Source organism: Pantoea sp. RSPAM1 (genome assembly GCF_038816185.1).
Classification (GTDB): domain Bacteria; phylum Pseudomonadota; class Gammaproteobacteria; order Enterobacterales; family Enterobacteriaceae; genus Pantoea; species Pantoea ananatis.
Map to the genome: position 1 here is coordinate 2,199,004 of NZ_CP046137.1, position 22,258 is coordinate 2,221,261.

Sequence of the window (22,258 nt, forward strand, 5' to 3'; positions counted from 1 at the left end):
TCTGGACAAAGACAGATGGCCTGAAATAATGACCGCCTACGCAGACAGGGAATAATGCATGAAAAATGAACACGACCTGAAGATCGCTATTGCGGACGGTGAGCTGCAAGGCGGCATCGATGACGGGATCGTTGTGTTTAAAGGTATTCCTTACGCTGCGCCGCCGGTGGGGGACCAGCGCTGGCGCGCACCCCAGCCCGTCAGCCCGTGGCAGGGCGTGCGAAGCGCCCTGCATTTTTCTGCCGCGAGCTGGCAGAACCGCGAATACTGCCTGGCGATTGGCGGCGGCGATCCCGGCGATTTCAGCGAGGACTGTCTTTATCTCAATGTCTGGACGCCTGACCTGCAGCCCGATAAGCCTCTGCCGGTGATGGTATGGCTGCACGGGGGCGGATTTACCCTCGGTTCCGGCGGGCTGGCGCCCTACAACGGCAAACCGCTGGCCTCACGCGGCGCGGTTATCGTCACGATTAACTATCGGCTGGGCCATCTGGGCTTTTTTGCCCATCCGGCCATGGAAAAAGAGCAGTCGGTGACCGGGACGCTTCACAATTTTGCCCTGCTGGATCAGATCGCGGCTTTACGCTGGGTTCAGCGCCATATTCACGCCTTCGGCGGCGATGCCCATAACGTTACGCTGTTTGGCGAGTCATCTGGCGCACGTAGCCTGTTATCGCTGTGCTGTTCGCCCCTGTCAGCCGGTTTTTTCCACAAGGGCATTGTGCAGAGTGCCTATAGTCTGCAAGACGTGACGCGTACCACGGCGCTTGAGAAAGGCGTGAAGGTGGCCAGCCGTTTAGGTTTGCCCGCTGATGCCAGCATGGAACAGCTGCGCGCGCTGCCTGCTGAGGCCTTTTGGTCGCTGGACAGCAGCTACGGGCTCGGTCCTGTCGCCATCGCGGGCGACGCGGTCCTTCCCGCGCCGGTACTGGAAACGTTTATGGCCGGACGTCAGCATCGCCTGCCGCTGATGGCCGGGAGCAACAGCGACGAAGCCAGCGTACTGGCGTATTTCGGTGTCGATGCCGCCACGGTGGTAGACCGGCTTCGTCGTCAAAACCGGTTTAGCTATCAGCTGTTGAAATGGATTTATCCGCTTGAGACGGATGCGTTGCTCGGACGTGCCGTGGCACGGGATATGACGTTTAGCCTGCTTCCCTGGCTGGTGATGCGGGCGCAGCAAAAAGTCGCAATGCCCGGCTGGCGCTACTGGTTTGATTACGTATCTGAACATTCACGGGACCTTTTTCCGCACGGCACCTGGCACGGTAACGAAATCCCCTACGTCATGAATACGCTGCATAACCTGCCCGCCGTCAGCGAGGATCGCCGCTTTACGGCCGCCGATTACGCGTTTGCACAGCAGGTCAGCGACTACTGGTTTCTCTTTGCCCGCGACGTGAATACCAGCACGACGCAACTGGACGGCATCTTGCCCTGGCCTGCCTGGCAGGCGAGTCATGACGTGACAATGTCACTCGGATGCGAGGGAAAAGCGGGGCTCAAACTCATGCCGCGTTTTATGCGTCGGCGGCTGGCGCTGTTTCGTCTGATGATGTCGCGTATGGTTCGCTTATAGTATTCCCTCAGCCCTCAGCCCTCAGGCCGGGGGGCATCCTGCGCGCCCTCCAGGCTGATTTTTGCTGGAACGATGATCTCTCGCGGAGGCACCGCACCAGCATAAAAAAGTTTAACAGCGCTGTTACATTTTCGGCCTTTCTGCCGATATATCCCATACGCCCGGTGTCACGGGTTAACGTTTAAGGGATTTCAGTATGGGTATGCTTAAAAATTTCACAATTCGCGCGGTAATGCTGACAATACTCGGGCTGTTTTGCCTGCTGTGGAGCGGAATCGGGCTGTTCAGCATTCATTCGCTCAATTCGTTGAGTGACGGCAATGATGTCGATCGCCATATCGTGGAACAGATGACCGCGTTGAGTAAGGGCAACGATCAGTACTTTCGTATGATTACGCGCCTGTCGCGCGTCATGGAGAAAAAAGCGGCAGGCACAGCACAAAACGACGAGGCTTTCGCGCCCGTACAGCAGGCACTGGACAGTATGTCTCAGCAGCTGACCCTGTTCAAACAGCTCTCTCCCGGCCCAATGGATGCAGCCGTTGCCAATGACGTTATTGATAAATGGCAAAAACTGCTCGACCAGGGCGTGACGGTTCAGCTTCAGCGTGCCCGTCAGGATTCGCTGGACAGTTATCGCCAACAGGCAAATGACGTCACCCCTGCGCTGAGCCGTGCCTTCGGTGCCAGTACTGAAAACTTCAATAACGTGGCCACTGTCAAACTGGGTCAAACGCGGGTTGAAGTTGATCGTATGACCGCAATGACCAAAACCCTGATTTCAGTCACCGTGGTGATCGGCTTGCTGATTCTGCTGTTTACCGACCGTTATCTGGTAAAAATGTTGGTTAAGCCGTTGGAAAAAATTCGCGAACATTTTTCAGTCATCGCCAAAGGCGATCTCAGTAAGCCGGTTGAAGATATGGGCCGTAACTGCGTCGGAAAACTGGTGCCCTTGCTGAGCGCCATGCAGGACAGCCTGCGCGAAGCCGTCAGTGCGATTCGTAGCGGCACGGAAAACATTTCCCGCGGAGCCGCTGAGATTTCGATTGGTAATAACGATCTCTCTTCGCGTACGGAAGAGCAGGCTGCCGCGCTTGAGCAAACCGCAGCCAGTATGGAACAGCTTACGGCGACCGTGAAATTCAATGCGGAAAATGCGCGTCAGGCCAGCACCCTGACCGAAGCCGCAACGATCACGGCCAAACAGGGCGGTAGTCTTGTCGGTGAAGTGGTCACCACGATGAACGGAATCTCTGACAGTTCGAAGAAAATTTCCGAGATTACTAACGTCATCAACAGCATTGCGTTCCAGACCAATATCCTCGCGCTTAACGCCGCTGTAGAAGCCGCCCGCGCCGGTGAACAGGGTCGTGGCTTTGCCGTCGTGGCCAGTGAGGTCAGAAATCTGGCCCAGCGTAGTGCGGGTGCGGCAAAAGAGATCGCTGGCCTGATTGCGGATTCCGTTGAGCGCGTGGAAAAGGGCGCGCAACTGGTCAGCACGACCGGCGGCACCATGAGCGGTATTCTGAAATCGGTGCAGGATGTTGACGCGATCATGAAGCAAATCGCGGCCGCTTCAGAAGAACAAAGCAAAGGCATTTCGCAGGTTGGCACGGCGGTAACGGAAATGGACAGCGTCACCCAACAAAACGCCGCGCTGGTAGAAGAAGTCTCCGCCGCCGCCAGTGCGCTGGCGCTGCAGACGGAAGCCTTGCAGGCCTCTGTCGCACAGTTCCGCCTGTCCAGCGATGCGCCCCTGGCACCGACGTCAACGCGCAAGCCGCCCTCACAGCCGGCCAGCCCAACCACTTCATTCCAACCTAAAGCCGCGTCGGCGGATAACAGCGATTGGGTCACTTTTTAAGCCCACATCTGACCACCGCCTTCCTCGCGAAGGCGGTTTTTACTGCCTGTCTCCCATCACTCCGCCGCCAGATAACACAGCTTCTCTGCCACCTGGTATGACTTCACAAAGGAGGTCACGGGCAGGAACTCAAAGCGCGAATGGAAGTTATGCGCGCCAGTAAAGAAGTTGGGTGTTAACAGACCTTTCGCCGACAACGCCGCGCCATCGGTGCCGCCGCGCATGGGGATCACCTTAGGCACAATATCCAGCGCTTGCAGGGCGGCGAAAATCAGATCAACCGCGCGACGATCTTCACCTATCGCATTGCTGATATTGCTGTAAATATCGCGTAGGGTGAGCTCTACGTTGCCCGTAGGATAGCGCGCGGCGATGATATCTCTGACCGCCTGCAACTGCTGTTTGCGTGCAGCAAAGCCTGCCAGATCAAAATCGCGAATCGAGGCGTTAAGCGTGGCCATGCTGGCGTTGGCCTGCATCTCGTTAAACCAGATATAACCTTCGCGCCCCTCGGTATGTTCCGGCGTCGCCTGCCGGTCGAAGTGGCTGATAAAATCGTGAGCCATCAGTAAGGGATTGACCAGCACGCCTTTGCCCGACATCGGATGCGCCGGCACACCGGTAAAGCGGATTTCCGCGGCGGCCGCGTTAAAGTTCTCATAAACGACTTCGCCCAGCTCGCAGCAATCAATTGTCCAGGCGAAATCCACATTAAAACGGGTTTCCAGATCCAACGCTTTCGCGCCGCGCAGCCCGATCTCCTCATCCGGCACGAACGCCACCACGACGTCGCCGTGTTTGCCCTGCAAATTCTCCATCAGCGTCATGACGACGCTCACGGCCGCCTTGTTATCGGCGCCCAGCACGCTGGTGCCGTCGCTGAAAATAATTTGCTGGCCGATATAGGGCGCGATCTCCGGGTGCGCATCCCGACGTAACCAGATGTCCTGCTGTGGGTTCAGACAAAGGTCTTCACCCTGCCAGGTGAGGATCTGTGGGTGAATGTCAGGGGACAGGCCCACGTCAACGGTATCGATATGGGTGATAAACCCCACGCGCGGCGCATCGGGGCAGTTTCCTCGTTTCAACGCCGTTACCGTGGCATGTTCATCAATCACAACCTGCTCAAGGCCCAGGTCGCGTAATTCGTCCGCCAGCATCTGCGCCATCGCGTGCTGGCTGGGGGTGCTGGGTAAGGTGCTGGACTTTGCATCACTTTGGCTGCTTACCGCCAGGTAACGAAAAAAACGCGTAATGAGTTGCGCCTGAAGTTTGTCGGTCATCACTAATCCTTATTAGTTGACGTACTACGGGGTTCGCTATGGTGGTGATTCATGCTATCTATCAACGAGCCAAATCATTCATTTAGATATTCAGACTAACGGAAGTCAACAGAAAGCGAGGACAATAATGAGAAACAGGTTTACGACCCTGGCACTGCTTACTGCAGGTGTGGCTCTGGCGGGCGGCGTTCATGCAAAAACGCTGGTGTACTGCTCCGAAGGCTCCCCTGAAAATTTTAATCCGCAACTTTACACCTCGGGAACCAGCGTGGATGCCAGTGCTGTACCGGTATTCAATCGCCTGGTGGACTTCAAACCGGGCACGACCGAACTGATCCCGAGCCTGGCAGAACGTTGGGATATCAGCCCGGACGGCAAGGTTTATACCTTTTATCTTCGGCACAACGTCAAATTTCAGAGTAATAAGCAGTTTACGCCCAGCCGCGATTTTAACGCAGATGATGTGATCTTCTCGTTTATGCGGCAAATGGACAGCAAAAATCCCTATCATGCGGTTTCTGGTGGCAATTATTCTAACTTCGACAGCCTGCAGCTGGCGACGCTTATCACCCATATCGATCGTATCGACGATCACACCGTGCGCTTCACCCTGGCCCATCCGGAGTCGCCGTTTTTGGCCGATCTGGCCTGGTACTTTGCCTCTGTCCATTCAGCGGAATACGCGGACAAGATGCTAAAGGCCGGCACGCCAGAGAAGGTGGATATGGACCCGATAGGCACCGGACCTTTCCAGCTGGTGCAGTATCAAAAAGATTCACGCATTCTTTATAAGGCCTTTCCTGACTACTGGCAGGGGAAAGCCAAACTGGATCGGCTGATTTTCAGCATCACGCCGGATGCCGCCGTGCGCTACGCCAAACTGGAAAAAAATGAGTGTCAGGTGATGCCATTCCCTAATCCGGCCGACCTGGACAAAATGCGACAGAACAAGGCGATTACGCTCAAACAGGCAGCAGGGCTGAATACCGGTTTTCTGGCATTTAACACCACGAAAGCGCCCACCGATAATGTGAAAGTCCGTCAGGCGCTGGCCATGGCAATAAACAAATCCGCCATTATTGAAGCCATTTTCAAAGGCACGGGCACGGTCGCCAAAAATATTCTTCCGCCTGGCGTCTGGAGCGCAGACAAGGATCTCAAAGACTACGATTACGATCCGGAAAAGGCCAAAGCCCTGCTGGCCGAAGCGGGTGTAAAACCGGGAACGGAAATCGCGCTGTGGGCGATGCCGGTTCAGCGCCCCTATAATCCGAACGCGCGCCGGATGGCGGAGATGATCCAGGCTGACTGGGCAAAAGTCGGCATCAAGGCCAACATCGTGAGTTATGAATGGGGCGAATACCTCAAACGCGTGCGTAACGGTGAACATCAGGCTGCCCTGATGGGCTGGACAACGGCGACGGGCGATCCGGATAACTTTTTCGGACCGCTCTATACCTGCACCGCGGCGAAAGGCGGTTCAAACTCATCAAAGTGGTGCTATCAGCCGTTTGAAACCCTGATTACCCAGGCCCGGGCCGAACCGGATCAGGGCAAACGGACACGCATGTACCTGCAGGCGCAGCAAATCATGCATGACCAGATGCCCGCCGTCATGATTGCCCACTCCACCATTTATGAACCGATACGCACGACGGTCAGCGGTTATGAAGTGGATCCCTTTGGCAAGCATATTTTTTATCAGGTCGATATCAAGCCGTAATCCATGATGCGGCGGCTCACAGGGACGTGTGCCGCCTTGCCTGCAAAATGTCAGATATGTTGTACAGTTAAGAGTGTGTTTGATGTTCAGAAGGGAAATAACATGGCGAACGGTTGGGCTTCAGAAGGGGCGGTTCAGGAACAGATCGACAGTACCGTTAACGACGGGATTGAACGCGTGCGCCAGTCGATCGGTCAGGGTGAAAGCGCCACGGAGTGTGAACTGTGCGGCGAACCGATACCGGCGGCGCGCCGTCAGGCACTGAAAGGCGTGCGCTACTGTGTCACCTGTCAGGAAAAAATCGATAAGCAGCAAAAAGAAACCAGCCTTTACAACCGTCGCGGCAGTAAAGACAGCCAGCTTCGCTGACTTATGAACCCGGCATGGCCAGGCCGCTGCCGATGAACCAGGCGAGAAAACCGATGCCGGCCATAATGATAGCAATGGGGAACAACAGACCAATTCTCATGTTTATCCTGTGAGTCTATTCAGGGATTAAGCCAGCCGTAATACGGCGTGATGGTTCTTCAGCAACGTAAACAGTTCAAACTGGGTTGCCTCATTTACCGCGCGCTGTATCTCACCTTTGGTGTAAATCATTGTGTGGATATGACCCAGTTGACGCCACACAACAATCGCCGAGGCCACCAGTGCGCAGGTATTCTCAGCCTGCACACATTCTACTGTGGCGTGGCAGGTATCGTCTAAGTCGTTGAGAAAAATCTTCACCCCATCGGTAGGCAAGATTGCACGAATATCATCCAGCATGACCCGGCTGAGGCTGCGCGATAAATATAAAGTTAACCACTTCCTCGTCATTATGACACCTGACGTTAACGATTTTCTCCGTTATACGGGGTAAACACAGGTAATGGAAGTGTTGAGGACAGGGCAGTGATCTTTAACGAATCTGTTTAGCGCATTAACGACAGGCGCATGTCCAGATGTTTTATACCTTAACGATGCGGCTTCAATAATCAATTTACTCATGTCAATTTATACTGGCCAATACGCTGTCTCAGATTACCAGGTTAAAAACGCAGGGGGCAGCGCCTGTTCCGTTATTGAATGTTTAGGGTTGTCTGTGATCCCCATTCACTGACTCGTGCTGGCTAATGCCGGGCAGGCTGGTGACACGGCGCGATCGATGATGCAAAAACACCAACGCGCAGCGGCATTATCCCGATGCTGGCAGCCGGTCAGCTGTTGTCACGCGTTGTATCTGTGAGGAATAAACCAGAGCAGGCTCCGTCATCACGAAGCCTGCTGTTGTCAACCGTTGGAACGCAGTTGCGGATAACGTTTAAAAATATAAATACACCATAACAGCGCCGCGAGTCCGATGATCGCCCCTACATTACCCACATCAGACAGGCTCATGTAAGCGCTGACCTGACTGCCTAATAGCGCGCCCGCACCAATACCGATATTATAAATACCGGACATCAATGACATCGCGACGTCCGTCGCGTCCGAGGCTAAAGACAGCACGCGGATCTGCATCGCCAGGCCAATCATCATCATTGCCATTCCCCAGACCACGCACAAGGTAATGATCGCGCCGGGCCGGACTGCGGCGAAGATTAACAGTCCCATGCAAAGCGTCACCAGCGCGATAGCGGCAATCAGCAACGCAGAGGGGAATGTTTTCCCCAGCGAACTGAATAACAGGCTGCCAACAATGCCCGCTGAACCGAACAGCAACAGCAGTAAGGTGGTGAATCCCTCGCTGGCATTAGCAACGAGCTGCATAAAAGGCTCAATGTAGCTGTAGGCCGTATAGTGCGCAGTCACAATTAACGTCACCAGCAGATACATCCCAACCAGCGCCGGTCGGCGGAACAGCAGGGGAACGCTGCTGAGCGACCCCGTGTGCTCACTGGGCAACCGGGGCAGGATACGCGCCAGCATAATCATCAACACCAGTGCGGACAGCCCGATCACGCCAAACGTTGTGCGCCAGCCCAGCGCCTGACCGACCACACGTCCAATCGGCACGCCCAAAACCATTGCCAGCGCGGTGCCGGTTGCCAGCATGCTGAGTGCCTGGGTTTTTTTACCTGCGGGGGCAACACGAATTGCCAGCGATGCTGTAATTGACCAAAACACCGCATGGGACAACGCAATCCCCACACGGGATACGATCAGGGAAGTAAAACTCCACGCAAACGTAGAAAGCACATGACTGGCAATAAAGACGATAAACAGAGCCGTTAACAGGAACCGGCGTTCAATATTCCGCGTCAGCAGCATCAAAGGCAGTGACAGTAGGGCCACCACCCAGGCATAGATCGTCAGCATAATGCCCACTTCAGACGTTTTCATCGAAAAGCCTGCGGCAATATCTGACAGTAAACCGACCGGCACGAATTCGGTGGTATTAAACACAAAAGCGGCGATAGCCAGCAGCACCACGCGTAGCCAGGCCGTTTTACGGGAAACAGTTGTTAATGGCATGAGAAGTTAAATCAGTCTGTGCGTCAAAAAGGAGTCAGGGCGATCACCCCATGATAGTGACTTGCGTCACACTTTAACGGTTATTGTGGAGGAATTAAGCGCCGGGTGGAACCACCAGGCGCGGATTAAGATGAAATATTTTCGCCCAATACGGCCCTGTGGCGTTTACGGCTGGCGATGACGCTGTCCGGGCATCATCCGCAGCAGCGTATTGTCCTTCAGGGCGTAATGATGAAACAGCGCCGCCGCCACATGTAAGCCAATCAGCCAGTAGCCAAGTGGGGCCAGCGTTTCGTGCCAGTCGGTCAGCGTATCTGACAAATCAAAGTCAGGTTCGGCCGCCACCGGCATCGGCACACCAAATAACTGCCACTCACGACCTTTCAGATAACGCGATGCGAGTCCCAGCACCGGAAGGGTGATGAAAAGCGCATAAATCAGCGTATGCGTCAGATGCGCCAGCCCGGTTTGCCAGCGCGGCACGGGAGGAATAATGGCGGGACTACGATGACGGAGTTTCAGCAGTAATCGCGACAGCATCACCACCAGAATCGTCGCCCCGGCGCTGAAATGCGTCACCGTCATAGCAAAGCGTTGCCAGGAACCCCGCTCGACATAGCCGCGTAACTCCATTGTGGCATAGGCAATGATCAGTAGCAGAACGGTAAGCCAGTGAAGCGCAATTTGAGACGATGCGAATTTATTACGCATGGTAGATCCCTGTATGAAAGTAAGGGTTCTAAGATAACGTAAAAAAATGAAAAAGCTTAACGAAATGACGACTCTGTGGGATGACAGCCCAGCCGAAGACTGCAGACTCGGGGGCAGAGAAGGCGAGGATAACCGGCACACGGGCTGGCTGAGAATGGCGGCCAGCAACCGCCATGCTGACGTCAAACGGACGTTGCGTCATCAGAAATCCACGCCGTGCTTAAGCGCGACACTGTCCAGCGTGTGCACATTTTTACCCGGGGCAACCGGGCAACAGGCATCGCACCCTAATGAACCGTGATAGTACTTACGGGCCTGCTGAATGGCTGCGGTTGCGGAATAAAATGTGCCGAGAAACAGCCGACCTTCCAAATCCGGAAGATATTTACAGCCGCTTGCATGAACCACGTGATTATCGTTGTAGCCTGATTGTTTGTTGACGTAATAGTATCGCGCCATTAGGTCGCCCCCTTACTGTGAATTCAAAGATGACATTAATCTTTGGGATCAAACCGATTATAGCGGGGAAACGCGTGCTGTAGGCAATCATACTGATAATACGGACAATTCTTGTACAGGCCGCATTCCGGGCAGTCAAAAACCCGGAATATTCATTAAGTTTTGCTAGAGTTTGCGGCGGTGCAGCTGCCAGGCAACCCACAACGCCAGCACTAATAAAGCGGAGATAAACAGCGTCAGGCCGCCCCAGCCGAACTGATGCCAGAAAAAGCCGCCAGCCGTACCCGCCACGCTTGAGCCGACGTAATAGCTGAACAGATAGAGCGAAGAAGCCTGACCTTTTGCCCGACGAGCGCGTGGGCCAATCCAGCCGCTCGCCACAGAGTGCGCAGCGAAAAATCCTGCCGTAAACAGCATCATACCGATGAAGATCAGCGCAATACCGTTAACTGCCGTCAGCAGTAACCCCATCAGCATAATAAAGGTCGAGCCAAACATAACCGGGCCGCGCCCAAACCGGCTGGTTAACGCGCCGGCTTTAGGGGAACTCCATGATCCGGTCAGATAAACCACCGACAGCAAGCCCACCACAGCCTGACTTAAATGCCACGGCGCGCCCAGCAGGCGATAGCCGATATAGTTGAACAGCGTCACAAAGGCGCCCATCAGCAGCAGGCCTTCGGCAAACAGCAGCGGCAAACCCGCATCGCGCCAGTGCAGACGGAAATTAATGGCCAGATGACGCGGGCGCAGCGAGGCCGGACGGAAATGGCGGGATTCCGGTAAGATTTTCCAGAACATCAGGGCAGCGGCGAGAGCGAAACAGCCAATGGCCGCAATGGCTATGCGCCATGAAAAGAAGTCGGTTAATACACCACTTATCAGGCGGCCGCTCATGCCGCCAATCGAGTTTCCGCTGATGTACAGCCCCATCGAAAAGGCTACCACGCTGGGATGAATCTCTTCACTCAGATAGGTCATGCCCACTGCGGCCACACCGCTCAGCGATAAGCCGATCAAGCCCCGCATCAGTAAAATGCCGTGCCAGCTGGTCATAGTGGCAGAGAGCAGGGTACAGATTGCGGCCAGCAAGAGCGCCGTTACCATCACGGACTTTCGTCCTATGGCATCGGAGAGCGGGCCTGTCACCAGCAACCCCAGGGCCATCATGGCGGTGGAAATGGAAAGCGAAATACTGCTTGCGGCGGGAGAAATGCCAAACTGTGCAGAGAGCACTGGCAGAATAGGCTGCACGCAATAGAGCAGGGCAAAGGTGGCCAGCCCGGCAGAAAACAAGGCGAGCGTGACGCGAATAAAAGGCCGGGTGCCACGCACAATCCAGTCAGACGAGGGAGCCTGGGACTGCGCAGGCATATCGCTGTCCAGCGGCACCGCAGGTGAAGAGCGATTCACAGGGGTTCCTTATCAGTAAAAACAGAGTGTTACTGTAGAAAAAGGTCATTAGGTTGTCTAATATATTAATCATCTTAAATAAGACGTTTAACCTATGAATATTGAGCTGCGCCACCTGCGCTATTTTATTGCCGTTGCGGAAGAGCTGCATTTTGGCCGCGCAGCCCAGCGCCTACACATCTCCCAGCCGCCATTGAGTCAGCAAATCATGCAGCTTGAGGCGGAAACCGGCGCGCAGCTGTTTAACCGCACCAACCGTAGCGTGCAGCTTACGCCGGCCGGCGCGCAGTTTTTACAGGATGCGCGGGCAATCCTGTTACAGGTTGAGCAGGCAACCCAGCGCGCCGCGCGTCTGCATCGTGGTGAAGAAGGAGAACTGCGCATTGGATTTACCTCCTCTGCGGCTTTTATTGGCGTGATGTCAGATGCGCTTTATGTGTTTCGTCAGCGCTGGCCCAACGTGCATGTTCAGATGCAGGAAATTAACACTCGTCAGCAGCTGGCTCCGCTGCATGAAGGCAAGCTGGACCTCGGCGTTATGCGCAACACGCCGCTCCCCGCCGATTTGCACCATCAGCTTTTGCTACGCGAGCCATTGTGCGCCGTGGTGCACAAAGCCCATCCGCTGGCGACGGCAGGGCGGATCACCTTGCAGGCGCTGGCGCGGGAACCCTTTGTGTTTTTTGATCCTCAGGTGGGAACGGCACTGTACAGCGAAATCCTGGATTTGCTTCAGCGCTATCAGATCCGGCCCTACATTACCCAGGAAGTGGGCGAGGCCATGACCATTCTCGGACTGGTCGCGACCGGGCTGGGCGTATCTATCTTGCCTGCCTCCTTCAGCCACGCGCGTCTGGCGAACGTGGTGTGGTTACCGCTGGAGGAGCCTGATGCGCAGTCGGAGATGTGGCTGGTCTGGTCGGGCGAACGCGAAATGAGTGCACAGATGGCGCATATGATGGCGTTACTGCGCCGCGAGTGACAATTTATCCGTCAAAGCCAGAAAAATTATGTGTGTTAAATCACATATCTAAGCAAATATTTGCCGCTAAAAGTGAATCTGCCGCACCATAGCGGATATTTATTTAGAAGCGCGAAAATAACCGGAGCAGGGTGTGAGTTCGGACAGTCAACCTGGCCATATTGACCAAATTAAACAAATTAATGCTGGCGTCGTTTACCGGTTAATCGATCAGCATGGGCCAGTCTCGCGAATTGAACTGTCCAAACGGGCCCAGCTGGCGCCTGCCAGTATTACCAAAATCGTGCGGGAAATGCTGGATGCCCATCTGGTTCAGGAAACCGAGTTTCAGGAGCCGGGCGCTCGCGGCCGTCCGGCGATTGGTTTAATCCTTGATACGGACGCCTGGCACTATCTGGCTATTCGTCTGCACCGTGGCATATTAACGCTGACCTTGCGTGACCTCAGTAGCAGGGCGCTGGTCGAAGACAACCTGCCGCTCATTGATGACGCTACGGAGCCGCTGCTGACGCGGTTGACCGACCATGTTGACGCGTTTTTTATCCGTCATCAGAAACGGCTGGAAAGGCTGACCGCCATTGCCATCACCTTACCGGGGCTGATTAATGCCGCATCCGGTGTGGTGCACCGTCTACCCGGCTATACCTGCCATGATATGCCGTTGGGCAGCACCCTGGCGGCGCGGACCGGCCTGCCGGTATTTATTCAGCACGATATCTCCGCCTGGACGCTTGCCGAGTCGCTGTTTGGTGCGTCACGCGGTGCGCAGGACGTGATTCAGATTGTGATCGACGAAACGGTAGGGGCTGGCGTGATCACTGGTGGTCAGCTGTTGCACAAAAGCGGACGCGCGCTGGTGGAAGTCGGTCACACACAGGTCGATCCTTACGGCCAGCAATGCTACTGCGGCAATCACGGCTGTCTTGAAACGATTGCCAGTACCGGCAGCCTGCTGGCGCTGATTGCACACCGGCTCCCCGGTCAGCCTGACAGCCTGTTACACCATCAGCCCTTAACGCTTTCTGCCGTTTGTGAGGCGGCACAGAGCGGCGACAGGCTGGCGCGGGATGCCATAGCGACAGTGGGGCATCATGTTGGCAGGATCCTCGGCATGATGGTCAATATCTTTAATCCTCAACAAATTCTTATCGGTTCGCCGCTCAATCAGGCGGCAGATGTTCTCTTTCCGGCAGTACAAAATACTATTCACCAGCAGTGTTTGCCTGCATACAGCGCAGTCATTCAGCTTGCGCCCACTGAATTTACTGAGCCAGGTACGCTGGGTGCCGCCGCGTTGATCAAGGATTCGCTTTACAGCGGCTACCTGTTAATTAAGTTACTGCAAGGTTAAGCAACACTAACCTTGCGCTAACGCAATCTGCTCCCCCTTTTCCTTCCTTAGAATGATCATTCGCATGAAAGCCGAATCGTCAGTGAGCTGACACCGCTTGTGAAGGAGAGGTAGAGTGAAAACGCTATTTATTACCGGAACCGATACCGAAGTGGGGAAAACCGTGGTCGCACGCGCCCTGCTGCAAAGTTTTACCCAGGCAAACGAGCGGGCTGCGGGCTACAAACCTGTTGCCCGCTGGGGCGTAAAAACAGAAGAGGGCCTGAGAAACAAGGATGGGTTGTTTTTGCAGAGCGCCTCTTCCCTTGCGCTGCCTTATCAGGCGGTGAATCCGGTCATTTTTGAGAAAGAAGAAATCTGCGGTTACCCGCCCAATAAGGTCGATTATGCGAAAATCACGCAGGGGCTTCAGCATCTTAATCAGCTTGCCGATCGCGTGGTGGTCGAGGGAACCGGGGGCTGGCGCAGCCTGATGAACGATGCCCAGCCGCTGTCGGCCTGGGTGATCGAGCAGCAACTGCCCGTCATCTTAGTGGTCGGGATTAAGTTAGGTTGTATCAGCCATGCGCTACTGACCGCTCAGGCGATCCAGGCCGACGGATTGCCGCTGGCCGGTTGGGTGGCTAATCGTATTAATCCGGGGCTGGCGCACTATGCCGATATCATTTCCGTCCTGCGTGAACAGATTTCGGCACCGCTTCTCGGTGAGCTGCCTTATTTGCCCCGCGCAGAGCAGCGCGATCTGTCCCGTTATCTGGATATTTCCATGCTGAATAGCGATAACCTGCACTACGCCCGGACAAAAACAGCCTGAGAGAACCAGAGCAGGATGGCGCCACGCGCGCGACGTTACCCTTCGTCAGAGATAACTGACCAACAGTGATACGGGATGAGAGGCAGGATTCGGTGGGCCGCAACCAACGTGCGGCCCTGATTCATTATGGATTGAGGCGGCGACGGGTGCGCCCGGAGCTGAGATAATCAGCAATGTAGTCCTGGGATATCTCTCCACTGTAACGGCCATCTTCGTCCACAATCGGCATCCAGACGGTGTTGTGTTCATAGAGTTTTGACAGAACCACACGCAGGTTTTCTTCTGCTTTGCCGGTCACTTTAAACGTATGCAGCATCTCTTCACAGCGCCCGCTCGCGTGACGCGCCTCACGGCGTTTCACAAATCCTAACGGCTTGCCGTCGTCGTCAACCACGGTGATGGAACGCATGTCGTTTTCGTCCATGGTGCCAAACGCCTCCGTTAACGGCGTCGAGCGTTTTACCGTGATGGTGGGCTGTTGGTCGGTCACGTCGCCTGCCTGTACCAGCAGCAGACGTTTCAATGTACGGTCCTGGCCGACAAAGGAGCCGACAAAATCGTTAGCCGGCGTCGCCAGCAACTCATCAGGGCTGGCGCACTGGACAATTTTGCCCTGGCCAAAGACCGCGATGCGGTCGCCAAGTTTGAGTGCTTCATCAATGTCGTGGCTGACCAGCATCACTGTTTTCTTTAACTGACGCTGCATATCCAGAAACTCATTCTGAATAACTTCGCGGTTGATTGGGTCAACCGCGCCGAAAGGCTCATCCATCAGCAGTACCGGCGGATCAGCCGCCAGCGCGCGAATCACCCCAATGCGCTGCTGTTGTCCACCGGACATTTCACGCGGGTAGCGATGCAAAAACTTTTTCGGATCCAAGGCCACCATGCTCATTAACTCCGTTGCCCGCTCGCGGCACTGCTTTTTATCCCAGCCCAGCATGCGTGGCACCACGGTGATGTTTTCTTCAATCGTCATATTGGGGAACAGACCAATTTGCTGGATCACGTAACCAATATTGCGACGCAGGGTGGTGGTATCCTGAGTGCTGGTGTCTTCCCCATTGATAAGAATTCGCCCGCTGGTAGAGGGAATTAAGCGGTTGATCATTTTCAGCGTGGTGGTTTTCCCACAGCCTGAAGGCCCAAGCAGCACGCACATCTCGCCAGCAGGAACCTCAAGACTCACATTGTCCACCGCTTTCATCAGCGTGCCGTTTTTCTGGCTGAAGGTTTTCGTCAGATTTTCAAGTTTTATCATTATCGAATTCCCTTAGGAGTCAGCGCCAGCTGCAAACGGTGCAGCAGCCAGTCAAGAATAATCGCCAGCAGGCAAATCATCAGCGCCCCGGCAATCAGCATACGAATATCGCTGCCGCTAATACCATCCAGCAGCAGCATGCCCAGCCCGCCAGCACCAATCACGGCCGCGATAGCCATCACGCCAACGTTCATGACCACGGCGGTGCGAATACCACCAAAAATCACCGGAAGCGCCATCGGGATCTCAACCCAACGCAGGCGTTGCCAGAACGTCATGCCAATGCCACGACCCGCTTCACGCAGGCCGTCCGGCAGATTTTCCAGCGCGGTGTGCGTGTTGCGCACAATTGGCAGTAATGAATACAGGAAGACCGCCGTGATAGCCGGTAGCGCACCAATCCCTTTGCCAATCAGCGAGAAAAGCGGAATCATCAGGCCAAACAACGCAATCGTCGGGATGGTCAGTACGACGGTGGCAATGCCGAGCACCGGCGTAGCCAGCCATTTAAAGCGCACAATCAAGATCCCGAGGGGCACGCCAATAACAATCGCGCACCCTACCGCAACCAGCACCAGCCAGGTATGTTGCCAGGTCAGCGAGAGCAGGTTATTCCAGTTATCAATGATGTAATGAAGGGTATCCACGATGCCTCCTTACAGCATGTTTTTGGATTGAAGGAAATCGCGCGCAACCTGTTCAGGCGACTGGTGATCGATGTCTACGCGCTTGTTCATCTCGGTAATAGCCTCATCGGTGATCAGCGGGGAAAGCTGATTCAGGGCGGCTTCAAGACCGGGATGGCTCGCCAGCACGTCTTGACGCACGACCGGCGTCACGTTGTAGCTGGGGAAAAAGTGTTTATCGTCTTCAAGCACCTTGAGATCGAAACCTTTGACACGCCCGTCCGTGGTGTAGATCAGGCCGGCATCCACAAAACCATCGCGCACGGCGTTATAGACCAGCCCCGGATCCATCTGGCGAATCTGTGGCCTGTCGAGCGTCAGGTTGTAAGTCTTCTGCAGTGGCTTCATGCCGTCTGAACGGCCATAAAACTCCAGGTCCAGCCCGAGTCGCCAGTTATGTTTCGGGTCTGTTTTACGCACCTGATCCATTTTGGCCACCAGTTGCGACAGCGTCGAAATCCCTTCTTTTTCCGCGCGCGCGCGCTGCATGGCAAAGGCATAGGTGTTATTCATCGGGGCGGGATTGAGCCAGATAAGGCCCAGTTTGCCGTCCAGATTTTTAACGGTCTGGTATGCCTCCTGTGAGGACATCGGTTTATTAATATGGTTGAAGATAATCAGAGAGGTGCCGGTGTATTCCCAGGTCATGTCGATCTGCTTGTTAATCATGGCATTACGACTGATGGTGGTGGCGATGTTGCGTTTCGGGATAACCTCAAAGCCTTTCTTTTGCAGCCACATAACCGTCATGGCCGAAAGAATATGTTGCTCGGTAAAGCTTTTTGTCGCGAGCACCAGCGGCGTGGCCGCCTGCACGCTTTGGCTGAGTGCCAGTGAGGCCACCAGTGCCAGGGTAGAGCTCTTAATCCAGCGCGTTAGCATTACAAACCCCTTATCGTTATGCCGCAGCGTGCGGACTCAGGTAGCGCCCTAGTGACGCCAGTAGCATATCCAGCACCAGTGCAACCAGCGCCGTAGCAACGGCACCCAGGATAAGCACAGGGAAGTCATTAAGATAAATGCCGGGGAAAATCAGTTCGCCGAAGCTGCTGGCGCCAATCAGGAAGGCGAGCGGGGCGGTGCCCACGTTAATGGCGGTGGCAATGCGCACGCCCGCAAGAATCACCGGCAGGGCGTTAGGGATCTCAACCTGACGTAAGCGCTGCCATTTGGTCATGCCGATGCCGTTCGCGGCTTCGATCAACGAAGGCGGTACGGCGCTGAGTCCGGAGTAGGTGTTACGGACGACGGGCAGCAGTGATGCCAGAAACAGCGCGACCAGAGCGGGCTTATCACCAATGCCAATGATAACCATCGCCAGCGCCAGAACGGCAAGAGGAGGCAGCGTATTGCCGACGTTAAAGATTTGCATGACATATTCCGCCCAGCGCCGGGCAAAAGGGCGGCTGAGTAGAATACCGCTGGGTATACCGACCAGCAGGGCGAACAACATGGACCAAAACACCAGAAACAGGTGCTGCTGTCCGAGGTAAATCAGATCGTCTTTGCGGGCGACCAGCGTATCCCAGCCAAGCCCCCATACCAGCGCACCTGCCACTGCGACCACAGCCAGCAGTGCCAGACCGGCACGCCGGCCCAGTGAAGCGTTATGCATACGGTTTCTCCCTGTTTACGGATCTGTTGTTATAGCTACCTAAACCAGCATGACAAAAGTGGCTATTTTCAGCGCCACTTCCAAAACCATGCCGGTCGCTAAATGCGGCAAACCGCAGTGATTTTTCTGCGTAATTTCACCAAGTGCGGAAAATACCGCTTTATTTCTATAGCAGTGGTAAGCGGAGCGCGCCAGCTTTTATCGGAAAAATCAGGAAGATAGCCTGAGCCCAAAAACGTCCAAGCCCTTACCGCAACTGGTTTCAGAGTGAAACGACCTGACAAGGCTTTTTTTAAGTGACAGTGTCACATAATGGATTGAATCGGTTCCTGTCTGGTGAAATATGCGCTAGCCTTAGAAGACAAAAAAGGGAGCATCATGACCAACAGCACCTCCGCACCTCGCCGTCGCCACTGGATTCTATTTGCCTGCATGCTTGCCATGTTTATGGCTGCGATTGAAGTCACGATTGTGGCGACCGCAATGCCCACTATTGTGGCCGATCTCGGCGGTTTTTCGCAGTTTGGCTGGGTTTTCTCTGTCTATCTCCTTACGCAGGCGGTGAGCGTGCCGCTCTATGGCCGGCTGGCGGACCTGTGGGGCCGCAAAAAAATGCTCTTTCTGGGCATCGCGATCTTCCTTAGCGGATCGGTGCTCTGCGGTTTCGCCCACACGATGCTCTGGCTGATTGTTTTCCGGGCATTTCAGGGGCTGGGGGCAGGCGCGATCATGCCGCTGAGTTCCACCATCGTGGCAGACATCTATTCCCCCCGGGAACGCGCCAGCGTGCAGGGCTGGTTGTCCAGCGTCTGGGGCGTTGCGGCGATTGTCGGTCCGCTGTCCGGTGCCTGGCTGGTCCAGCACTTTAGCTGGTCCGTCATCTTCTGGGTCAACGTACCGATCGGCATCGTCAGCATGCTGATGCTGGCAGCCTTGCTGCCTGCCTATACGCAGACCCAACCCTCGCAGTCTTTGAATCTGACAGGGAGCGGCTGGCTCACGTTGTGTATCAGCGCCGTTCTGATTGCGCTACTGCAGGCGGAGCAGCTTGGCTACTGGCTGCTGCTGTTCTTAGCCATTGGCCTGGTGGCTGGCTGGCAGTTAACCCGTCATGAGCAGCGCACCCGCTCGCCGCTGTTCCCGCTCAGCCTGTGGAAGAGCCCCCTGATCATCGCGGGCAATCTCGGCAACTTCATCATTGGTGCCACCATGATGGGCGTCAGCGCTTTTCTGCCGACCTGGATTCAGGGCGTGACCGGCGGATCGCCGCTTCAGGCCGGGACAGCGCTGGCTATGATGTCTGTCGGCTGGCCGCTGGCCAGTACGCTAAGTGGTCGTCTGATGCTGTTGACCTCCTACCGTTTTACAGCGCAGCTGGGCGCACTGTTGTTAATTAGCGGCAGCGCCTTGTTACTGCTGTTGCACACAGAAAGCACGCTGTTCCAGGCCGGATTGACAGCCTTCGTCATCGGAACCGGCATGGGAATGACCAGCACGACATTTCTGGTATCTGTCCAGAATCATGCCGACTTTAACGTGCAGGGCATCTGTACAGCGTCAGTCATGTTTAGCCGTATGATTGGATCGGCGCTGGGGACAGCGGTGATGGGCGCGGTGCTTAACCTGAACCTGCAATGGCGGTTGCCCCATGCGCAGGATCCGGTTCAGCAAGTCATGTCGCAGGAAACGCGCGACCGCCTGGCACCGGACGTGCTTCAGACGATGCTGCAGGCAATAGCCGCATCGATACATTGGGTCTTTATTGTGGCGCTGGTCATTGCGTTCCTCACCCTGTGGGTGGCGTGGAAGATGCCGCGCCAGCAGCCGCAACAAACGGAATAAAGCGTTGAACCTCAGGCGTGATGGGCAGAGAAAGAAGGGCCAGCAAGAGACAGGGCGACACCATTGTCGCCCTGAACATTATTGTGTAGAAGAGTCTTGTGAGCTGCCTGCGCTGTCGGGCACAGAGGCGCCCTCATCACGGCCCAGCTTTTTATAAACAATTTTCTGTGTGTCGTTATCACAATGGCCGACGACCTGACCGCCAGCCTGATCAACCTGATCGTTGGCGACCACATCCAGGCTGAAGCCGGATTCGGGCACGCCGTTTTGAATGATTTTCTGGCTGATATCCGCTTTTACAGATTCGCAGGATGCCTGAGCCAGCAGGGGGAAGGCTAAGAACGTCACTGTCAGTAATGCACTCTTGATCTTCATAACTCTTTCCTTTTGTCATGCGTCAGTCATTACTATAGCCGAAATTTACGGCAATACCGGGCGGCCCGTGCGGCGGTCTAAGCAGCGCAGCGTATTGGGCTCCCAATAGGCATTCAGATTAGCGCTCTGTTCACATTTGTCGCGCGTGTCGAATGCACGATCGGCTTTATCAAATTCTTTCTCAACCCGGCTGTTCACTTTGTTGCGGAGCATGTGTGTATCATTCCACTGCTCTTTACTCTGGCGTGCCGCCTCGTTGCTCAATGCGCTGCTGCCGTTTTCAATAATCACGTGTTCGGTGTTCGCACTGACACGCATCGCGGTGGCAGACAGCAGGGCCACCATCATAACCGGAACCAATTTTTTCATCGTAATATCCTTCGGTTAACACTGTTTTACTCTTGGGTAAAACTATTGCATCAAATGAGAATAGTATACCATTGCCGATTACTTGCTCACCAGTTGTGTGCATGTTGTTTACCTGTCTGAGAGATTATTGTGTTGCTTAAAACCACGCTGCTGTTTTTTATCACCGCGCTGGCGGAAATCATCGGCTGTTTTCTACCGTGGCTGTGGCTAAAGAAGGGGGCGTCCATGTGGCTGTTGTTGCCTGCCGCATTGAGCCTCGGGTTATTTGTCTGGTTGCTGACCTTACATCCTGCGGCCAGCGGCAGGGTTTACGCGGCGTACGGCGGCGTCTATGTGCTGACGGCCATGCTTTGGCTGCGGGTGGTCGAAGGTGTCAGGCTGAGCGCCTGGGACTGGAGTGGTGCGCTGATTGCGCTGAGCGGCATGCTGATTATCGTAGCGGGATGGGGCAAAGCGTAAAAGCCAGCCCTGGCGGCTGGCTTATCGGTCAGGGTTTATGCACTTTCAGCCCTGCCAGCGTCTGGCTGACGGGCATCATCTCAAGCGTATTGATGTTGACGTGCTTCGGCAGCGTGGCTACCCAGTAAACAGCTTCGGTAACGTCTTCAGGCGTCAGGGCCGTGGCGCCCTCGTAGACCTGTTCGGCCTTGCCATCGTCCCCTTTAAAGCGCACGTTAGAAAACTCCGTGCCGCCGACCAGGCCCGGCTCAATATCGGTCACACGCAGGGCCGTACCGTGTAAATCGGTGCGTAGGTTAAGGCTGAACTGGCGCACAAAGGCTTTGGTGGCGCCATAAACGTTGCCCCCGGCATAAGGCCAGCTGCCGGCAATCGAACCAATGTTAATGATGTGACCGACGTTACGCTCCACCATGGCAGGCAAAACCGCGCGCGTCATGTAGACCAGCCCTTTGGTATTGGTGTCGATCATATTTTCCCAGTCGTTCACATCTGCCCGGTGCGCGGGTTCGATGCCCAATGCCAGACCGGCGTTATTCACCAGGACATCGATATTGCGCCACTCGGCAGGCAGCTGTGTGATAGCCTCTTCAATCGATGCCCGGTTACGCACATCTAACTGTACGGTATACAGATTCTCACCCAACTCCGTTTTCAGCGCCTTCAGGCGTTCAGCACGACGTCCACTGGCAATAACCTTGTGACCTGTTTCGATGAATCGGCGGGTAATACTTTGGCCAAAACCGGCTGTGGCCCCCGTAACAAAAATAATCATCTCACTTTTCCCTCTTCCAGTTTCGTGATGTCTCTTCACCTTATCACGGCATTTTAGCCTGTGTCCGCTGAATTCCGTGGTGAGGCGCTTTTGCGCGCTTTTAGCGCACGCTGCCCCGAAATTGTGCAGAGAACGGGGCAGCAAGGTAACCTGGCAGAGTGCATTTTTACTGGCAACCGATTGCGTCAGATGAGCAACCGATTGCGTGGCGATTTTGTCAGCGAAAGCGTTGCGCAA

The 22,258-nt window shown here is 55.1% G+C and carries 24 protein-coding genes; 9 read left to right on the forward strand and 15 right to left on the reverse strand.

Annotated features, from left to right (window positions below; translation table 11 throughout):
• Positions 1 to 58: 58 nt before the first annotated feature.
• Both GKC68_RS10830 and GKC68_RS10835 read left to right on the forward strand, forming a co-directional pair.
• A complete protein-coding gene (locus tag GKC68_RS10830) occupies positions 59 to 1,579 on the forward strand; it encodes a carboxylesterase family protein (protein WP_342656843.1) in 1,521 nt (506 codons plus the stop codon).
• A 196-nt stretch (positions 1,580 to 1,775) separates the two neighbouring features.
• Entirely contained in the window at positions 1,776 to 3,446 is a 1,671-nt protein-coding gene (locus GKC68_RS10835; protein WP_342656844.1) for a methyl-accepting chemotaxis protein, read from the forward strand.
• A gap of 56 nt (positions 3,447 to 3,502) precedes the next feature.
• Here the strand turns inward: GKC68_RS10835 and pepT are convergent, their stop codons facing one another.
• The gene (gene pepT / locus GKC68_RS10840; RefSeq protein WP_028724248.1) at positions 3,503 to 4,729 is read right to left on the reverse strand and encodes a peptidase T; all 1,227 of its coding nucleotides are present in this window, start codon (positions 4,727 to 4,729) and stop codon (positions 3,503 to 3,505) included.
• A gap of 127 nt (positions 4,730 to 4,856) precedes the next feature.
• Between pepT and GKC68_RS10845 the strand changes: the two genes are divergently transcribed.
• Positions 4,857 to 6,452 (forward strand): ABC transporter substrate-binding protein, encoded by a 1,596-nt coding sequence (locus GKC68_RS10845; RefSeq protein ID WP_028724249.1) that lies wholly within the window; start codon positions 4,857 to 4,859, stop codon positions 6,450 to 6,452.
• Between the two features lie 102 nt (positions 6,453 to 6,554).
• Entirely contained in the window at positions 6,555 to 6,821 is a 267-nt protein-coding gene (locus tag GKC68_RS10850) for a DksA/TraR family C4-type zinc finger protein (RefSeq protein ID WP_014605780.1), read from the forward strand.
• Position 6,822: 1 nt separating this feature from the next.
• On the opposite strand, the gene GKC68_RS10855 is transcribed toward GKC68_RS10850, so the two are convergent.
• The 7 genes from GKC68_RS10855 to GKC68_RS10885 form a co-directional block, all read right to left on the reverse strand.
• Positions 6,823 to 6,921, reverse strand: a complete 99-nt coding sequence (locus GKC68_RS10855) for a YoaK family small membrane protein (protein WP_141240208.1) — start codon at positions 6,919 to 6,921, stop codon at positions 6,823 to 6,825.
• 26 nt (positions 6,922 to 6,947) lie between these two features.
• Positions 6,948 to 7,271 (reverse strand): hypothetical protein, encoded by a 324-nt coding sequence (locus GKC68_RS10860; protein ID WP_028724250.1) that lies wholly within the window; start codon positions 7,269 to 7,271, stop codon positions 6,948 to 6,950.
• Between the two features lie 453 nt (positions 7,272 to 7,724).
• The gene (locus tag GKC68_RS10865) at positions 7,725 to 8,909 is read right to left on the reverse strand and encodes a sugar transporter (RefSeq protein ID WP_047715225.1); all 1,185 of its coding nucleotides are present in this window, start codon (positions 8,907 to 8,909) and stop codon (positions 7,725 to 7,727) included.
• Positions 8,910 to 9,074: 165 nt separating this feature from the next.
• A complete protein-coding gene (gene cybB, locus GKC68_RS10870; protein ID WP_028724252.1) occupies positions 9,075 to 9,620 on the reverse strand; it encodes a cytochrome b561 in 546 nt (181 codons plus the stop codon).
• Between the two features lie 28 nt (positions 9,621 to 9,648).
• A complete protein-coding gene (locus tag GKC68_RS10875) occupies positions 9,649 to 9,822 on the reverse strand; it encodes a hypothetical protein (protein WP_181427617.1) in 174 nt (57 codons plus the stop codon).
• The gene (locus GKC68_RS10880) at positions 9,822 to 10,079 is read right to left on the reverse strand and encodes a hypothetical protein (RefSeq protein WP_342656845.1); all 258 of its coding nucleotides are present in this window, start codon (positions 10,077 to 10,079) and stop codon (positions 9,822 to 9,824) included. Before GKC68_RS10880 ends, GKC68_RS10875 begins: the two co-directional genes overlap by 1 nt.
• 165 nt (positions 10,080 to 10,244) lie before the next feature.
• Complete coding sequence (locus tag GKC68_RS10885; RefSeq protein ID WP_110983168.1) at positions 10,245 to 11,492, reverse strand: MFS transporter; 1,248 nt, start codon at positions 11,490 to 11,492, stop codon at positions 10,245 to 10,247.
• Between the two features lie 94 nt (positions 11,493 to 11,586).
• Here GKC68_RS10885 and GKC68_RS10890 point away from each other — a divergent pair, with 94 nt between their 5' ends.
• The 3 genes from GKC68_RS10890 (at position 11,587) to bioD (ending at position 14,639) form a co-directional block, all read left to right on the forward strand.
• On the forward strand, positions 11,587 to 12,474 hold the full coding sequence (locus GKC68_RS10890; protein ID WP_014593769.1) for a LysR family transcriptional regulator: 888 nt from the start codon (positions 11,587 to 11,589) through the stop codon (positions 12,472 to 12,474).
• Positions 12,475 to 12,607: 133 nt separating this feature from the next.
• A complete protein-coding gene (locus tag GKC68_RS10895) occupies positions 12,608 to 13,825 on the forward strand; it encodes an ROK family transcriptional regulator (protein WP_028724256.1) in 1,218 nt (405 codons plus the stop codon).
• Positions 13,826 to 13,940: 115 nt separating this feature from the next.
• Positions 13,941 to 14,639 (forward strand): dethiobiotin synthase, encoded by a 699-nt coding sequence (gene bioD, locus GKC68_RS10900; RefSeq protein WP_110145610.1) that lies wholly within the window; start codon positions 13,941 to 13,943, stop codon positions 14,637 to 14,639.
• Between the two features lie 124 nt (positions 14,640 to 14,763).
• Here bioD and osmV read toward each other — a convergent pair whose 3' ends face one another.
• From osmV to GKC68_RS10920, 4 genes are read right to left on the reverse strand one after another with little or no spacing between them, the layout of a single operon-like run.
• The gene (gene osmV / locus GKC68_RS10905) at positions 14,764 to 15,900 is read right to left on the reverse strand and encodes an osmoprotectant ABC transporter ATP-binding protein OsmV (protein ID WP_028724258.1); all 1,137 of its coding nucleotides are present in this window, start codon (positions 15,898 to 15,900) and stop codon (positions 14,764 to 14,766) included.
• Positions 15,900 to 16,547 carry an osmoprotectant ABC transporter permease OsmW gene (gene osmW / locus GKC68_RS10910; RefSeq protein WP_028724259.1) on the reverse strand — a complete coding sequence of 216 codons (648 nt, stop codon included), beginning with the start codon at positions 16,545 to 16,547 and terminating at the stop codon, positions 15,900 to 15,902. Before osmW ends, osmV begins: the two co-directional genes overlap by 1 nt.
• 9 nt (positions 16,548 to 16,556) lie before the next feature.
• The gene (locus GKC68_RS10915; RefSeq protein WP_028724260.1) at positions 16,557 to 17,468 is read right to left on the reverse strand and encodes a glycine betaine ABC transporter substrate-binding protein; all 912 of its coding nucleotides are present in this window, start codon (positions 17,466 to 17,468) and stop codon (positions 16,557 to 16,559) included.
• A 16-nt stretch (positions 17,469 to 17,484) separates the two neighbouring features.
• Entirely contained in the window at positions 17,485 to 18,201 is a 717-nt protein-coding gene (locus GKC68_RS10920) for an ABC transporter permease (protein ID WP_028724261.1), read from the reverse strand.
• 378 nt (positions 18,202 to 18,579) lie between these two features.
• Between GKC68_RS10920 and GKC68_RS10925 the strand changes: the two genes are divergently transcribed.
• Positions 18,580 to 20,043, forward strand: a complete 1,464-nt coding sequence (locus tag GKC68_RS10925; protein ID WP_110983171.1) for an MDR family MFS transporter — start codon at positions 18,580 to 18,582, stop codon at positions 20,041 to 20,043.
• A 78-nt stretch (positions 20,044 to 20,121) separates the two neighbouring features.
• Here the strand turns inward: GKC68_RS10925 and GKC68_RS10930 are convergent, their stop codons facing one another.
• Positions 20,122 to 20,418, reverse strand: coding sequence for a DUF1161 domain-containing protein (locus tag GKC68_RS10930; RefSeq protein ID WP_028724263.1), 297 nt, complete (start codon positions 20,416 to 20,418; stop codon positions 20,122 to 20,124).
• Positions 20,419 to 20,463: 45 nt separating this feature from the next.
• Entirely contained in the window at positions 20,464 to 20,766 is a 303-nt protein-coding gene (locus GKC68_RS10935; protein ID WP_241492380.1) for a DUF1283 family protein, read from the reverse strand.
• Positions 20,767 to 20,919: 153 nt separating this feature from the next.
• Here GKC68_RS10935 and GKC68_RS10940 point away from each other — a divergent pair, with 153 nt between their 5' ends.
• Entirely contained in the window at positions 20,920 to 21,246 is a 327-nt protein-coding gene (locus GKC68_RS10940) for a YnfA family protein (protein ID WP_028724264.1), read from the forward strand.
• A 28-nt stretch (positions 21,247 to 21,274) separates the two neighbouring features.
• On the opposite strand, the gene ydfG is transcribed toward GKC68_RS10940, so the two are convergent.
• Positions 21,275 to 22,021 (reverse strand): bifunctional NADP-dependent 3-hydroxy acid dehydrogenase/3-hydroxypropionate dehydrogenase YdfG, encoded by a 747-nt coding sequence (gene ydfG, locus GKC68_RS10945; RefSeq protein WP_014605789.1) that lies wholly within the window; start codon positions 22,019 to 22,021, stop codon positions 21,275 to 21,277.
• Positions 22,022 to 22,258: the final 237 nt, after the last annotated feature.